The sequence below is a fragment of the Oryzihumus sp. JJN4-3R genome (assembly GCF_057747915.1).
This window is the reverse complement of the sequence record NZ_CM173229.1, coordinates 2,953,436-2,968,218: the sequence shown is the minus strand read 5'-3', so window position 1 is coordinate 2,968,218 and position 14,783 is coordinate 2,953,436. Positions and strand designations below refer to the sequence as shown.

The 14,783-nt window shown below is 73.0% G+C and carries 15 protein-coding genes; 8 read left to right on the top strand and 7 right to left on the bottom strand.

Going from position 1 to position 14,783, the window contains the following annotated elements:
• Nucleotides 1-119 precede the first annotated feature (119 nt).
• The 6 genes from AC3ANM_RS14215 to AC3ANM_RS14190 all read right to left on the bottom strand — a co-directional run bounded on the left by AC3ANM_RS14215 (nucleotide 120) and on the right by AC3ANM_RS14190 (nucleotide 4,781).
• Nucleotides 120-1,202 (bottom strand): glycerophosphodiester phosphodiesterase family protein, encoded by a 1,083-nt coding sequence (locus AC3ANM_RS14215; protein ID WP_488285068.1) that lies wholly within the window; start codon nucleotides 1,200-1,202, stop codon nucleotides 120-122.
• Between the two features lie 175 nt (nucleotides 1,203-1,377).
• The gene (locus AC3ANM_RS14210) at nucleotides 1,378-1,818 is read right to left on the bottom strand and encodes a hypothetical protein (protein WP_488285067.1); all 441 of its coding nucleotides are present in this window, start codon (nucleotides 1,816-1,818) and stop codon (nucleotides 1,378-1,380) included.
• Between the two features lie 94 nt (nucleotides 1,819-1,912).
• Entirely contained in the window at nucleotides 1,913-2,359 is a 447-nt protein-coding gene (locus AC3ANM_RS14205; protein WP_488285066.1) for a hypothetical protein, read from the bottom strand.
• A 101-nt stretch (nucleotides 2,360-2,460) separates the two neighbouring features.
• Nucleotides 2,461-2,856: a YdeI/OmpD-associated family protein gene (locus AC3ANM_RS14200; protein WP_488285065.1), complete on the bottom strand. Its 396-nt coding sequence runs from the start codon at nucleotides 2,854-2,856 to the stop codon at nucleotides 2,461-2,463.
• On the bottom strand, nucleotides 2,819-3,598 hold the full coding sequence (locus AC3ANM_RS14195) for a DUF4304 domain-containing protein (RefSeq protein WP_488285064.1): 780 nt from the start codon (nucleotides 3,596-3,598) through the stop codon (nucleotides 2,819-2,821). Before AC3ANM_RS14195 ends, AC3ANM_RS14200 begins: the two co-directional genes overlap by 38 nt.
• Nucleotides 3,599-3,614: 16 nt before the next feature.
• Nucleotides 3,615-4,781, bottom strand: a complete 1,167-nt coding sequence (locus AC3ANM_RS14190; RefSeq protein ID WP_488285063.1) for a citrate synthase — start codon at nucleotides 4,779-4,781, stop codon at nucleotides 3,615-3,617.
• A gap of 96 nt (nucleotides 4,782-4,877) precedes the next feature.
• Here AC3ANM_RS14190 and AC3ANM_RS14185 point away from each other — a divergent pair, with 96 nt between their 5' ends.
• From AC3ANM_RS14185 to AC3ANM_RS14155, 7 genes are all read left to right on the top strand, one after another.
• On the top strand, nucleotides 4,878-6,104 hold the full coding sequence (locus AC3ANM_RS14185) for a citrate synthase (RefSeq protein WP_488285062.1): 1,227 nt from the start codon (nucleotides 4,878-4,880) through the stop codon (nucleotides 6,102-6,104).
• 61 nt (nucleotides 6,105-6,165) lie between these two features.
• A complete protein-coding gene (locus AC3ANM_RS14180; protein WP_488285061.1) occupies nucleotides 6,166-6,525 on the top strand; it encodes an SRPBCC family protein in 360 nt (119 codons plus the stop codon).
• Nucleotides 6,526-6,684: 159 nt separating this feature from the next.
• The gene (locus tag AC3ANM_RS14175) at nucleotides 6,685-8,184 is read left to right on the top strand and encodes an MATE family efflux transporter (protein ID WP_488285060.1); all 1,500 of its coding nucleotides are present in this window, start codon (nucleotides 6,685-6,687) and stop codon (nucleotides 8,182-8,184) included.
• Between the two features lie 287 nt (nucleotides 8,185-8,471).
• The gene (locus tag AC3ANM_RS14170; RefSeq protein ID WP_488285059.1) at nucleotides 8,472-9,749 is read left to right on the top strand and encodes an NAD(P)/FAD-dependent oxidoreductase; all 1,278 of its coding nucleotides are present in this window, start codon (nucleotides 8,472-8,474) and stop codon (nucleotides 9,747-9,749) included.
• A gap of 2 nt (nucleotides 9,750-9,751) precedes the next feature.
• A complete protein-coding gene (locus tag AC3ANM_RS14165; RefSeq protein WP_488285058.1) occupies nucleotides 9,752-10,498 on the top strand; it encodes a DUF1365 domain-containing protein in 747 nt (248 codons plus the stop codon).
• Nucleotide 10,499: 1 nt separating this feature from the next.
• On the top strand, nucleotides 10,500-11,729 hold the full coding sequence (locus AC3ANM_RS14160; RefSeq protein WP_488285057.1) for a class I SAM-dependent methyltransferase: 1,230 nt from the start codon (nucleotides 10,500-10,502) through the stop codon (nucleotides 11,727-11,729).
• Nucleotides 11,729-12,472, top strand: coding sequence for an SDR family NAD(P)-dependent oxidoreductase (locus AC3ANM_RS14155; RefSeq protein ID WP_488285056.1), 744 nt, complete (start codon nucleotides 11,729-11,731; stop codon nucleotides 12,470-12,472). The genes AC3ANM_RS14160 and AC3ANM_RS14155 overlap by 1 nt, the downstream gene beginning before the upstream one ends.
• Before the next feature lie 41 nt (nucleotides 12,473-12,513).
• Here AC3ANM_RS14155 and AC3ANM_RS14150 read toward each other — a convergent pair whose 3' ends face one another.
• On the bottom strand, nucleotides 12,514-13,113 hold the full coding sequence (locus AC3ANM_RS14150) for a TetR/AcrR family transcriptional regulator (protein ID WP_488285055.1): 600 nt from the start codon (nucleotides 13,111-13,113) through the stop codon (nucleotides 12,514-12,516).
• Nucleotides 13,114-13,264: 151 nt separating this feature from the next.
• On the opposite strand from AC3ANM_RS14150, the gene AC3ANM_RS14145 reads away from it, so the two are divergent.
• A complete protein-coding gene (locus AC3ANM_RS14145; RefSeq protein WP_488285054.1) occupies nucleotides 13,265-14,731 on the top strand; it encodes an MFS transporter in 1,467 nt (488 codons plus the stop codon).
• The last annotated feature ends 52 nt before the right edge of the window (nucleotides 14,732-14,783 follow it).

Here is a 14,783-nt window from a genome sequence, read left to right as displayed (position 1 = left end):
GACGCCGCGCACTCGAGGCACTCAACGACTGAGTCTCGCTGTGCCCCAATGCAAAGGCGGGTATGCCGCGTGGGCGACCACGCGGCATACCCGCCTTGAGTTGGTGCGAACGTCGTGCGTCAGGGAGCGGGGTAGGCCTTGGGCAGGCGCATGCCGCGCGCGGCCATGAGGTCGCGAACGTGGTTGGGGTAGTTGGTGATGATGCCGTCGACGCCCATGTCCATCAGCTCCTTGATGGTGGTGTTGTCGTCGCAGGTCCACGGGACGACCTTCAGCCCCCGGGCGTGCGCCTCGGAGACCATCTGCTTGTCCGGGTAGAAGCGGAAGCCGGGGTCGCCGACCTTGCCGTTCTGCGGGAAGCCGTAGTTCGGCGACAGTGCCGTCAGGCCGGGCACCGCAGCCTCGGCGGCCTTGACGAAGTCACCGTCGTAGTCGTCGGCGTCGACCCCGCCGAGCCAGGGCGACTTCCCGGGCTTGCCGACCTCGAGGAAGTCGTAGTTGGTCAGGGCGACGAGCGGGTAGGTCGGCGCCAGCTTGTGCATGAGCTGGAGCGCGCCCCAGTCGAAGGACTCGATGGTGACCTGGCGCTCGATGCCGGAGGCGTGGATCTCCTGCCAGACGCGGGTGACGAACTGCTCCCGCGGCGCGGTCTGCTCCGGCGCCCCGGCCTCGACCTTGGTCTCGATGTTCAGCTTGACCTGGTTGGCGTGGTACGCCTTCACCAGGTTGAGGACGTCCTTGAGCTCGGCCATCCGCCAGCCCTTGATCTGCTCCTGCTCGGGGAAGCCGGGCAGCTGCTGGTAGCCGCAGTCCATCGTCTTGATCTCGGCCAGCGTCAGGTCCTTGATGTACTTGCCCACGTAGGGGTACATCGGGTCACCCGGGAACGCAGGGGCCGTGTCCTTGCACTTCTGCGAGCTGATCTGGCGGTCGTGGTTGACGACGACCTTGTTGTCCTTGGTGATGTGCGTGTCGAGCTCGAGGGTGCTGACCCCGAGGCGCAGAGCCTTCGCAAAACCCGGCAGCGACTCCTCGGTGGTCATGCCGATGCCGCCACGGTGGGCCTGCAGGTCGAACTGGGTCTTCTGGGGCTGGACCGTGGGGCTGTTGGGGTTCCCCGGTGTGGCCTGGGCAACGGCGGTGGCGGACAGGCACAGCCCGGCCACGCTGACCGCCGTTGCCACGAATCGCAGAGCTCTCATGCGCCCGGACGCTAGGAGCCGCACACCACCAGATCGCGGCCAGCGCATGAACACCAGGAAGCCGGCCGGCGCCGGTCACCCCACAGCCGGTCATCGCTTCCTCAAGCGACCCCGGGCAAGCAACGCGGGCGCGCGGCAGGCTCAGTCGTGCCCGTTCACGCTGTATGCCGTGTCGTCACCGAGGCCTGCCGCGCCGCGTGACCAGCGACACGAGCTGGACGATGATCGCCACGATGCTGCCGCCGATCCCCACCACGAGCAGGATGCGCGCGACGAGGGCCCAGTTGACGGCGGTGTCGCCGAAGTCCAGCGGGAACACCTGCCAGATGCGCACCATCGCCGCCAGGCCGACCGCCGTGGTCACCACATCACCCATGGACCTCAGCCACGGCGGGTCGCGCACGAGGTAGACGAGGTTGGCCAGCAGGGTCACGAGGATCGAGGCGTTGACCAGACCCAGGACCAGCACGGTGTCACCGGTCAGGAACGGCACGGCCTCCCACCCGGGCCAGCGGTTCACGGCATACAGGACTGCCACGTTGACGACGACCGCCACGACGTAGCCGGCACGCCGCGCGCCGAGGGCGGGGCGACTGCGCACTGCGGCGACTGCCATCTCGACCTCCCTCGGGACCTGTGCCTCCACGCTAGGCAGTGCGCACGAGACCCGGCAGGGGCAGAAGGTCACACCCGGGCCGGTCGGGGCGACGTCAGCAGGGGTCGGCCAGCTCCGGCGGCCGGGCCTCGTGGTGGCGGTGCCCGGGCGTGCGTTCGCGTTCCTTCATCTCGGACTCGTAGAGGTGCCGTCGACCCTTCACCAGCTGATGGCGGGCCACCTCCTCCAGGCACTTGAACAGCGCGTAGTAGCCGTCGTCGTACTCCTCGACGACCTGGAAGGTCCACCGCCCCTCCAGCACGTTGCGGCCCACGAGCTCGGTGTCGATCCGCTCGGCCAGCATGTGGTGACCGGCCCGGTGCAGCAGCTCCACGGCCTGCATGACCTTCATGTCACCGGCGCCGGTCAGCCGGTGGAAGGCGTAGAGGTGGCCACGGGCCTCCTCGACCTCCTCCAGGGCCTCGGACAGCTTGCCCAGGGCCGCGATCGTGGCATCGTCGACACCCGCCGGCCGGGTGTGCTGAGGCGCGGGTACGTCCATGCCGTCACGGTAGGCACGTCCGAGGCGGTGCACCCCCGCCAACTGCGGGCCTCGCACCTACGGCAGGCTGACGAGACGGGACGGTGGACGAGACGAGCCGGTCAGGGTTCGTTCCAGCGCCCGTCCGCCTTGGCGGCCTCCATCTGCGCGACCCCCGAAGGGCGCATCCGCCCCTCGGCCCGGAGCCGCTCGGCCAGGGCCCGGTTGGTCGACGACCAGTTTGACCGGGGCCTCCGCGGCTGGAACCGCAGGACGTAGTAGTCGTCGTCGACCCGGTGCATCTTCGAGTCCACCCAGCCGAAGCACAGCGCGACCTCCTGCGCCTCCTCCAGGGTCAGCGTCGCGATGCCCCGCCCCTTCTTGGCGAACTTCACCCACAGCCCGGGCTCGTCGTCGTGGTGCGCGTCGAGCCACGCCTCGAACGCCGCCCCGGTTGGGAACGGCAGCACCAGCCACCCGTCAGCGGTGTGCCGCTCCTGCCCCACCTCCGGCTCCACCCTCAGAGGGTATGCGCGGGCCGCGCCCCGCGGCGCCGATCGGCCAGCGTGGAGGGTTGTCAGTGTCCTGACCCCACCCCAACAACTCTCCGTCCTGAACGCGAGCCTGAGCCCGCGCCCGCGCCCACCGCACCACAGCCGCAGCGTGCTCCCGCCACGGCCGCGGACCGTCGGTGGCGAGCAGCCGGTCGCAGACCTCGTCGAGCTCGTCCCCGCCCACCTCGCTGAGCAGCACCGCCAGGCCGACGTCGCACCAGCCCCGCGAGCCGGACAGGACCCCCGCCTGCCCGTCCCGCAGCGCCTGGGTGAAGCGCTCCGGCGACAGCAGCCGACGCACCGCCGGCAGGCCGTCGGAGGACAGCAGCCGTGACCTCATGTCGCGTGCCGCCAGCCGGGCCGACACCTCGTCCCAGCACTCCCAGCCGCCCGGAGCCCCACGGTGGGTGGGCAGCGGCTCCAGCCGCGCGCGATACAGGCCGTGCACCTCGCCGGGCTGCTCACCGCCGGCCGCGCCGGACTCGCGCAACCAGGCCGACCAGGCGGCAGGAAGGACAGCGAGGTTGAGGTATGCCGTGGCCTCGGCGTCGGTGTTCCACTGCGAGAGCTGGACGTTCACGACCGCGACGTCGCCGCCCGCGGAGGCCAGGCGCCACGTCTGCCCCGATCCGCGGAAGCCCGCATCGCGAAGGGACGGCGCCACGAGGTCGCGCAGCGCCGCCCTCAGGTGGTCGGGGACGTTCACCCCGACAGGCTCCCACTCAGGGCGCGGGCACCGGCTGCGGGGGCGGCGGGCCGACGTAGCGCGAGTCGGGCCGGATGATCTTGCTGTCCAGCGCCTGCTCGAGGACGTTGGCCGACCAGCCGATGACCCGCGCCACGGCGAACGTCGGGGTGAACATCGCCCGCGGCAGCCCGCACAGCTCCATGACGACGCCGGCGAAGAACTCCACGTTGGTGTTGAGCTCGCGGCCGGGCTTCAGCTCGGCCAGCACCGACAGGACACCTGACTCGACCTGCTCGGCGAAGTCCACCAGGCGGGCCGCGTCGGCGGACTCACCGGCCAGCCCGCGGGCGACCGACTTCAGCATCCGCGAGCGCGGGTCCTCGGTGCGGTAGATCGGGTGGCCGAAGCCCATGATCCGGTCGCCGGCCAGGACAGCCCGGCGCACCCAGGCGTCAACGCGCTCCGGCGTGCCGATCGCGTCGAGGGTGTCCAGCGCGCGGCTGGGCGCCCCGCCGTGCAGCGGGCCGGACAGCGCACCGAGCGCCCCGACCAGGCAGGCGGCCACGTCAGCGCCGGTGGACGCGATCACCCGGGCGGTGAACGTCGAGGCGTTGAACCCGTGGTCGACGGTCAGCACGAGGTACTGCTCCACCGCCCGCGCGTGCTCGGGCGCCGGCTCCTTCCCGGTGATCATCCACAGGTAGTTCGCGGCGTGCCCGAGGTCCTGACGCGGCAGGACCGGGTCCAGCCCGCGGGCCAGCCGGTGCAGGGCGGCGAGGATCGTCGGCACGGCCGCCGAGAGCGTCACGGCGTCGGCGCGCCGCTGTGCGGGCGTGAGGTCGTAGACCGGCCGCATCCCGTGCGCCGCCCCCAGCCAGGACAGCGCCGTCCGCAGCCCGGTCATCGGCTCCCCACTGGCCGCGATCGCCGGCAGCGCGTCCTCGACCTGCTGCGGCAGCTGCCGGGCCGCGGCCACCTCGGCGGTGAACGCCGGGCGCTCGGCCGCATCGGGCAGCCGCCCCTCCAGCATGAGGTGCCACACGTCCTCCAGCGAGCGACGGCCCGCGAGATCCACCGCCGAGTACTGCCGGTAGTGGTAGAACCCCTCCCGCCCGCGCACGTGCCCCAGCGCCGTCTCGGTGACGACCACGCCCTTGAGTCCTCGGGGCACCTCGACCAGGTCCTGCTCCAGCGCGGTCATGCCCGCTCCTTCACTGACAGCCCGCGGCCCGTGCCGCGCGGTCACCAGCACTCTGCGCCCACCATGGAACACAGTCAACGTTGATACAGTCAATGTATGCCGTCCCGTCGCCCGAGCGACCAGCTCACCTCCCGGGAGGTCGCCGACCGCCTCGGCGTCCGCCTCGAGACCGTCTACGCCTACGTCAGCCGGGGTCTGCTGACCAGCCACCGGGCACCCACCGGCCGGGGCTCGGTGTTCGACCGCGAGCAGGTCGACGCCCTGCTGGACCGCGCCCGCAGCGTGCGCCCGGCGTCCGCCCCGTCCTGGCGGGGGCCGGTGGTCGACACCGACACCACGCTCATCGCGGACGGCCACCTGTGGTTCCGCGGCGTCGACGCGGTCGACCTGGCCCGGACCCTTCCCTTCGAGCGGGCCGCCGCCTGGCTGTGGACCGGCGGCACCGACGGCGCCACGTTCGCCGCGCCGGCGGTCCCGCTGGCGGCAGCCCGCAAGGCCGCCGGCGGCCTGCCAGCGGCCGCGGACCTCGTCGGCCGGCTCCGGGTCGCCGTCGCCGCCGCCGGGGCGGTCGACCCCCACCGCTACGACGTCCGTGACTCGGCTGCCACCGCCACCGCGGCCGGCCTGGTCGCGCTCATGGTCGACGCCCTCCCCTGCCTGGGCCCGGCGCCGGCTCCCGAGGAGCCGCTGGCCCGGCGGCTGTGGGCCGCCCTCAGCCCCGAGCCCGCGACGAGGGCCCTCCTGACGTGCCTCGACGCCGCCCTGGTGCTGCTCATGGACCACGACCTGGCCGTCTCGACGGTCGCCGCGCTGACCGCCGCCTCAGTGCGGGCCCACCCCTACGCCGTCGTCGCCACGGGCCTGGCCGCCATGGAGGGCCCGCTGCACGGCGCCGCCAGCACCCTGGCCCATGCCGTGCTCACCGACGCGCTCGCGACCGGCGCCACCGAGGTCGTGACCGAGCACCTGCGCACCGGCCGTCCGCTGCCCGGGTTCGGCCACCGGCTCTACCCCAACGGCGACCCCCGGGCCGCCGCGATCCTGGAGCTGCTGGCGCGGGAGCGGGCCGCGCGCCGGGTCGTGGCCGCGGTCGACGCGCTCGCTGAGGAGAGCGGTGAGCGGCCCAACATCGACCTCGCCCTGGCGGCGCTGTCGGTGGCGGCCGGGATGCCCCGCACCGCCGGCGAGGTCGTCTTCGCCATCGCCCGCTCGGTCGGGTGGGTCGCCCACGCGCTGGAGGAGTACGACGAGACCCCCCTGCGGTTCCGCGGACACGGGCGCTACCGCGGCCCCCAGCCGCCGCAGCCGGCACCCCGACGCTGACCCGGCCACCCGTCGTCGCAACCCACCTGACGCAGGTGAGCACCCGGCATACGCTCGTGGCGTGATCGAGATCGGCTCCCGCGAGCGCGCGCTGCCTGCGCCGCCGCACGTGGTCTGGGGCTCGCTCACCACCCCCCACCAACCGGCCGCCCGGCCGTGGCTGAGCCTGCTCGAGGACGAGGTCGAGCCGCGTGTGCTGGAGGCCGAGCCGTCGCAGCTGGTCGTCTGGTCCTCCCTGTGGCCAGCGCGCCCCGAGGACGTCGTGCGCTTAGAGCTGGCGCCCCGTGACGACGGCGGCACCTCCCTGCGCTGGACCCTGCTGTCGCCAGCCGCGCCGCCGGGCGACTCCCTCAGCGCGCACCTCCGGCACCGGCTGGACGTGCTCATCAACGCGGACCTGCGCCTCTCCTACGGGCAGTAGCGGACCGGCCCTCGACATACCGCCCACGGCGTGAAATGTGGGCGACCGGCCCGGCAACCGCCGATATCCTTGGAGCACCGCCCGCCACCGCCACGGCCCCCAGCCTGGCCGTCGAGCCGGGCCCCACCATCGATCACCACCACGCTCCGGGGGACCACCATGCCTGCCCTGCGCCGCCGCACGTCCGCAGCCGACGGGGGCGCCACGCCGTCCCCCGGCCGCGAGATCGCGCGCATCGCCGTCCCGGTCAGCGCGGAGTTCGTCCTCAACCTGGTCCTCAACTTCGTCAACCAGGTCGTGGTCGGCACCCTCGGCGCCACCGCGATCGCGGCCGTGGGCTTCGCGAACAGCCTCGGCTTCATCCTCGTCCTGACCCTCGGGGCGCTCGGTGCGTCGGTGAGCATCCTCGTCGCACGGGCGCACGGCGCTGGCCGCCGGCACGACATGAACACCACCGTGTCCACCGCCCTGGTCGTCGCCGCCGCGATGGCGGCGGTGTGCTCGCTCGGGCCGCTGCTGATGGCGCACGAGCTGCTGCGGGTCACCGGGGCCTCGGCGACCGTGGCCGACGCCGGCGCCGGCTACTTCCGGCTGATGAGCCTGTCGCTGACCCCCGCCGTCCTGAGCATGCTGCTCAGCGGGGTGCTGCGCTCCACCGGCCACGCCCGCGCACCGATGCTGGCCACGTCCGGCACCGTCGTCCTCAACGCCGCGCTCGGCTTCGCTCTGGTGACCGGCGCCGGCCCGCTGCCGCGCCTGGGCGTCGAGGGCGCCGGCGTGGCGACGCTGGTCACCACGCTGCTCAAGCTCGCCATCCTCACCGCCCAGGTGTATGCCGTGCACCGGGTCGCGCGGTGGGAGGCGCCCACCTTCCGCGGCGGCTGGGACCGCGTCCTGCGGCCGCTGCTGGTGCTGGCGCTGCCCCTGGCGGTCACCGAGCTGTTCTGGACCGTGGGCACGTTCCTCTACAACGTCGTGTGTCAGCGCCTCGGCGACCGCGCCCTGGCCGCCGCCCAGATCGCCGCCACCCTCGAGGGCGTCTTCATCGTCGGCAGCCTGGGCCTGATGAGCGCCACGACGGCCCTCGTCGGCCGCTCCGTGGGTCAGGGCGACGCCGACGCGGCCGCGGCGTGGGTCCGCCGGATCAAGGCGGCCGGCATCCGCACGGGCGTGGGCTTCGGCCTGCTGTTCGCCGGCTGCGCGTTCCTGCTCCAGCCGCTCTACAGCGAGGCCGGCGACGACGTCCGCCACGCGGCCGCGGTCGGCATCCTGATCAACGCCGCGTTCCAGGTCGTCAAGGTGCGCAACATGATCATCGGCGCCGGCGTGCTGCCCAGCGGCGACGACGCCCGCGGGGTCATCCTGGGCGACGCCGGGGGCGCGTTCCTCGTCGGCCTGCCCCTCGCGGTGCTGCTCGGGCTGCACTCCCCGCTCGGCATCGCCGGGGTGTTCCTGGCCCGGGTCGTGGAGGAGGTGGCCAAGCTGGTCATCTTCTCCTGGCGCGAGCGACGGCTCAGCTGGACGGCCCTCGCCGGCGCCGGCGTCCCCGCCGAGCCCGTGGCGCCGGCCGCACCGCTGGCCGACGCCGACGTCGTGGCGGCGCAGGAGGTCGGCCCGGTGGCCGCCCTGCCCGAGGCCCCGGAGCTCGTCAGCCGCTGATTCCGGCGCCCCCACGGTGAAGGGTTGACCACACCCGGGTGTGGTCAACCCTTCACCGTGGGCTCACCCCGACGATCCTGCCCACAGCGCGCCCGGTCAACTACGCTGCGCGCAGCCGCACCAATCCACCCCACGCCCTGTCTCCGAACCTCCGCCGTAACGCCTGACCGCGGCACACGCCGCGCGCGCCGAACGGAAGGGATCGCTCCGGTGACGCCTCACCCCCGCACCCCTCGCGCCACGCAGCCGCTGCGCGCTTCCTCCTGGCGCGCAGCAGGAGGGGCGCGATGAGGCCGACAGCATCGCGCCCCTCCGTCTCGGTCATCGGGGCCGGGGTCTCGGGCCTGACCGCGGCGTACCTGCTCAACCGCACCCACGACGTCACCCTCTTCGAGGCCGACGACCGGCTCGGCGGGCACGCGCACACCCACGACGTCACGGCCAGCGACGGCTCCGGGCACGCGGTGGACAGCGGCTTCATCGTGCACAACGACCGGACCTACCCGCTGCTGCGCCGCCTCTTCACCGAGCTCGACGTCCCGGTGCGCCCCACCGAGATGAGCATGAGCATCCGCTGCGAGGGCTGTGGCCTGGAGTACGCCGGCGGCCGCGGTCTCAAGGGCATCCTCGCCCAGCGCTCCCGCGTCGCCGACCCCACCTTCCTGCGCCTGCTCGGCCAGGTGAAGCGGTTCCACCGGCGGGCCAGCGCCTTCCTGGACGACAGCCGCGAGGGCGACCTCACGACATACGGGCAGTTCCTGCGGCGCGAGGGCTTCTCGGACTACTTCATCACCCACTACGCGGTGCCCGTCGTGTCCTGCGTGTGGTCCGCCGGCCAGGAGACGGCGCTGCTCTACCCGGCGCGCTACCTGTTCCGCTTCCTGGACCACCACGGCATGCTCAGCGTCACCGGCTCGCCGCAGTGGTTCACGGTCGTCGGCGGCTCCCGCACCTACGTCGAGCGGATCGGCGCCCAGCTGCCGGCCGTGCACGTCGGCGCCGGCGTGCGTGACATCACCCGCCGTCCCGACGGGGTCACCGTCGTGGACTCCCGCGGCGACCGGCACGACTTCGACAAGGTGGTCATCGCCACCCACGCCGACCAGGCCCTCGGCATGCTCACCGACCCTACCGACGCCGAGGTCGAGACGCTCAAGGCCTTCGGCTACTCCCGCAACGAGACCGTCCTGCACACCGACGCCTCGATCCTGCCCGCGGCGCGGCAGGCCAGGGCCTCGTGGAACTACCTGATGACCTCGTGCACGGACCTGCACGACGCGACCGTCGTGACCTACTGGATGAACCGCCTCCAGGGGCACGCCTCCCCCGAGGACTACCTCGTCACGCTGAACGCGCGCGAACGCATCGACCCCTCTGCCATCCTCGCGGTGATGGACTACGAGCACCCCATCTACACCCCCGAGGCGGTCTCGGCCCAGGGCCGGCTGGCGGGCCTGGCCAGCAGCACCACGGTGTATGCCGGGGCCTACCACGGCTGGGGCTTCCACGAGGACGGCTGCCGCTCCGGGGTGGAGGCGGCGCGGCACTTCGGGGTCGACTGGTGACCATGGCCACGACCGCGCACCTGCCGCCGCTGCCGGCGCTGGTGGAGGGTCATGTCTCGCACCGGCGCCGGGGCCCGGTCCGGCACGCGTTCCGCTACGGCGTCTACCAGTGGCTGGTGGACCTGGACGACCTGCCCCGTATGCCGCGCTGGCTGCGTCCGTTCGCCGGCTTCCGGGCCGAGGACCACCTCGGCGGGCCGGGCCGCAGCATCAAGGACAACGTCGTGGCCTTCCTCGCCGGTCGCGGCGTGGACCTGCAGGGCGGGCGCGTGCTCATGCTGGCCAACGCACGGGTGCTCGGCCACGTCTTCGACCCGCTGTCGGTGCACTGGTGCTTCCGCGCCGACGGGACGCTGGCCTGCGTCGTCGCCGAGGTGCACAACACCTACGGCGAGCGGCACGCCTACCTGCTCTCCCCGGGCGAGGACGGCGCCGCCTGGACGGACAAGGAGCTCTACGTCTCCCCGTTCTACGACGTGTCCGGCCGCTACCAGCTGCGCTTCACCCTGACCCCCGAGCAGGTCGCCACCACCGTGGTGCTGACCCGTGACGGGGAGGTCGCCTTCGGAGCGACGTTCCGCGGGACGCCCCGGCCGGCCACCCCCCGACGCCTCGCCGGGCTCCTCCTTCGCCGACCGCTGATGCCCCAGCAGGTCAGCGCGCTCATCCGGGTGCATGGCATCTGGCTGTGGCTGCGCCGCCTGCCCGTTGCCCCCCGACCGCGCCACCGCGCGCAGGAAGGTGTCTGAGATGACCGCCGTTGCCCCCACGTCCCTGCGCTGGGACGCCCTCGAGCGGGTCCCGACCGCCCCGCTGCACGCCCGAGTGGCCAGGGTCCTCTTCGAGCGCGCGATGGGCCTGGTGCCCGTCCGGGCGACCTACCCCGACGGCCGCACGGTCGGCGCCGGCGGCGAGGGGTCCCCGGTCTTCGAGATCGTGCGCCCCGAGGCGTTCTTCGCCCGGATCGGCAAGGACACCAAGATCGGCTTCGGCGAGGCCTTCATGGCCGGCGACTGGCGCCCGGGGCCAGGGACCGACCTGGCCGACCTGCTCTCGCCGTTCGCCGCGAAGCTCAGCCAGCTGGTGCCCGAGTGGCTGCAGAGGTTCCGCACCGTCGTCGATGACCGCCTCCCGCACCACGAGGAGAACACCCTCGAGGGCTCCCGGGAGAACATCCACCGCCACTACGACCTGAGCAACGACCTGTTCGCCGCGTTCCTGGACCCGACGATGAGCTACTCGTCGGCGTGGTTCGAGGACGGTGACGACCTCGAGGCCGCCCAGCTGCGCAAGATCGACGGCATGCTCGACTTCGCCGAGGTCCGCGAGGGCACCCGGGTGCTCGAGATCGGCACCGGTTGGGGTGCGCTGGCCCTGCGGGCCGCCCAGCGTGGCGCCCAGGTGCTGACGATCACCATCTCCGAGGAGCAGGCCGAGCTCGCGCGCCAGCGGATCGCCGCCGCGGGCATGACCGACCGGGTCGAGGTCCGGCTGCAGGACTACCGCGAGGTCCAGGGGCAGTTCGACGCCATCGTCAGCGTGGAGATGATCGAGGCTGTCGGCGAGAAGTACTGGCCCATCTACTTCGCCACGATCGACCGGCTGCTCGCCCCCGGCGGGCGGGTCTCCATCCAGGCGATCACCATGGCGCACGAGCGGATGCGCGCCACCCGGCGCACCTACTCCTGGATCCAGAAGTACATCTTCCCCGGCGGCATCATCCCCTCGCTGCAGGCGATCGACGAGACCCTGGCCGGGCACACCTCGCTGCGGGTCGCCCAGCGCCGCGAGCTCGGCTGGCACTACGCCGAGACGTTGAAGCAGTGGCGCGGCCGGTTCCTCGCCGACTGGGACCACATCCGCACCCTCGGCTTCGACGAGACCTTCCGCTCGATGTGGGAGTTCTACCTGGCCTACTGCGAGGCCGGCTTCCGCACCGGCTACCTCGGGGTCAGCCAGCTCCAGATGGTGCGTCCCTAGTGGACCTCGAGGGCCGCGTCGCCTGGGTGGTCGGCGCCTCCAGCGGCATCGGCGCAGCCGTCGCGCGCGAGCTGGCCGCCCGGGGCGCGCGGGTCGCGGTCTCGGCCCGCCGCCCGCAACGGCTGACCGAGGTCGCCGAGGGCCGCATGCTCGTGGTCCCCGTCGACGTGACCTCCCGCAGCGACGTCCGCGCCGCGGCCGACCAGGTCCGGGCCGGGCTCGGGCCGATCGACCTCGTCGTGCTGGCCGCCGGCCACTGGGAGCAGATGGAGGCCGGCACCTGGGATGCCGACTCCTTCGAACGGCACCTCCAGGTCAACCTCGTCGGCATGAGCAACGGCATCGCGGCGGTGCTGCCGGAGATGGTCCAGCGGCGCCGGGGCGTCATCGCCGGGGTGGCCTCGGTCGCGGGCTACCGGGGGCTGTCGGGAGCCGAGGCCTACGGCGCCACCAAGGCCGCGCAGATCAACCTGCTGGAGTCCCTGCGCCTGTCGGTGCGCCGGCTCGGGGTGCACGTGACCACCGTGTGCCCGGGGTTCGTGCGCACCGAGATGACCGCGACCAACGAGTTCCCCATGCCCTTCCTCATCGAGGCCGACGAGGCGGCGCGGGCGATCTGCGACGGCCTGGAGCGGGACCGCAGCGAGATCATCTTCCCCACCCGGATGGCCGTGCTGATGAAGCTGGCCCGGCTGGTGCCGGTGGGGCTGTGGGCCGTGCTCGCCGGGCGCCGCAGGGCGTAGCCACCGCCCACGGCGTCAGCCCCGGGCCACGGCAGTCGGCGTCAGCCGCGGGTCGCGGCCACCGGGGCGCCGTAGCGCAGCCCGTCGTAGACGAGGTCGACCAGGGCCAGGGTCGAGGAGGTCGGGGTCGACCTCGGCTCACTGGTGAGGCAGATCCCACCCAGGGCCCGCAGCAGCTCCGCGGCGGCGACGTCCTCGCGGATCACGCCGGCGTCGATGGCGGGGGTGAGCATGCGCTCCGCGGCCAGCCGCAGGGTCTCCCGGGTCTGCTGGAAGTGCTCGGAGCGGCTCCCGTTCATCATCGTCCGCAGCAGGGTCACCATGCCCTGCTTGACGGCGTAGAAGTCGACGAACCCGCGCATCCACTCGCGCAGGGCCTCCCCGGGGTCCTCGCTCGCCGCCAGCTCCCGCGAGCGCGCGTCGAGGGCGTCGATCTGGGCGCCGTAGACCGCCACGACCAGGTCCTCGCGGGTGGGGAAGTTGCGGTAGAGGGTGCCGATGCCCACGCCGGCGGCCTTGGCGACCTCGTCCAGCGACGTCTCGACGCCCCGCTCGGCGAACAGCGTCGTCGCCGCCTCCAGGAGCCGCGCCCGGTTGCGGGCGGCATCGGCACGCAGCGCCTTGCCCTCGTCAGGGGACAACCCGAGTCACCACCTTGCAGAAACGGAGGCAGCCTCCGTATAGTCTTCTCTAAGCGGAGGAAGTCTCCGCTTCTCTGTCGGTCACGACGCGGAGGGCTCCTCCGCTTTCGTCACCATGATAGCCCCGCCCGCCGGGAAGGACCTCCTGATCATGAGCTCCCGCTCCGCAACCCCCACCCGGACCTGGCTCCCGCTGGCCGTCGTCCTCACCACCCAGATGATGATCGTCCTGGACTCGGCGATCGTGAACATCGCGCTCCCGGACATGCAGCAGGCGCTGCACATCCAGCCCGCCGACCTCTCGTGGGTCGTCAACGCCTACACCCTCGCCTTCGGCGGCCTGCTCCTGCTCGGCGCCCGCGCCGGCGACCTGTTCGGGCGCCGCACCGTCTTCGCCGTGGGCATGGCCCTGTTCACCGTGGCCTCCCTGCTCGGCGGCTTTGCCGACGTGGGCGCCCACCTGTTCCTCGCCCGCGCCGCGCAGGGCGTCGGCGCGGCCCTCGCCGCCCCGTCGGCCCTGGCGATCCTCATGGGCCTCTACCCCGAGCCGCGCGACCGCACCCGGGCCGTCGGCTACTACACGATCGTCTCCGCGAGCGGTGCCGCCATCGGCCTCATCGCCGGCGGCCTGCTCACCTCCTACGCCTCCTGGCGCTGGGTGATGTTCGTCAACGTGCCGATCGGCCTCGTCGTGCTGGCGCTGTCCCGGGTGCTGCCGACCGCCCGTGGCCGGGCCGGCCGCGTCGACGTCGCCGGGAGCCTGCTGTCCACCGCGGGCATGACCGCCCTGGTCTACGGCTTCATCCGCGCCGCCGCCGACGGCTGGGGCAGCAGCGTGGCCGTCGCCTCGTTCGCGGCCGCTTTGGCCCTGATGGCCGCCTTCGTCCTCGTCGAGCGCAGGCACGAGCACCCGATCATGCCGCTGCACCTGTTCGCCGACCGCGAGCGAGCGAGTGCGTATGTCGCGCGGTTGCTGCTCGTCGCCGGGAGCATGGGCGCGTTCTTCTTCCTCAGCCAGTACTTCCAGCTCGTCCTCGGCTGGTCGCCGGTGCGCACCGGGCTCGCGTTCGTGCCCTTCCCGGTGTCGGTGTTCATCAGCTCCCAGCTGGCCACCCGCGTCCTCGTGCCGCGATTCGGCGCCCGCCCCGTGATGCTGGTCGGGATGGCGATGTCCACCGTGGGCCTGGTCCTGCTGACCCGGCTCGGGGTCGACACCACCTACACCCAGCTGATCGGCTCCATGGTGCTGTTCGCGCTCGGCAACGGCACCTCGTTCGTCCCGCTCACCGACGCCGGCATGGCCCGCGTGGCGACGCACGAGGTCGGCATCGCCTCCGGCCTGGTCAACGTCACCCAGCAGCTCGGCGGAGCCGTGGGCCTGGCGGTGCTCGTCACCGTCTTCGCCACCGCCGGACCGGGGGCGGCCTCCTCCCCTGCGGCCTCGGCCCACGCGAAGTCGCTGTTCGTCCTCGGCGCGGACCGCGGGTTCGGCGTCGCCGCCGCCCTCATCGGGGTGGCCGTGCTGCTGGTCCTGTCCCTGGCGGCCCGCCGCCCGGCCCGGCCCTCCCATGCCGAGGCCGCACTGCCCGACGCGCGTGTGCTGGAGCCTGCGGCCTGACCCCCCCGGGCGGCTGGGCCCGCCGACCCGACCACGCCCCGCCGGGCATCCC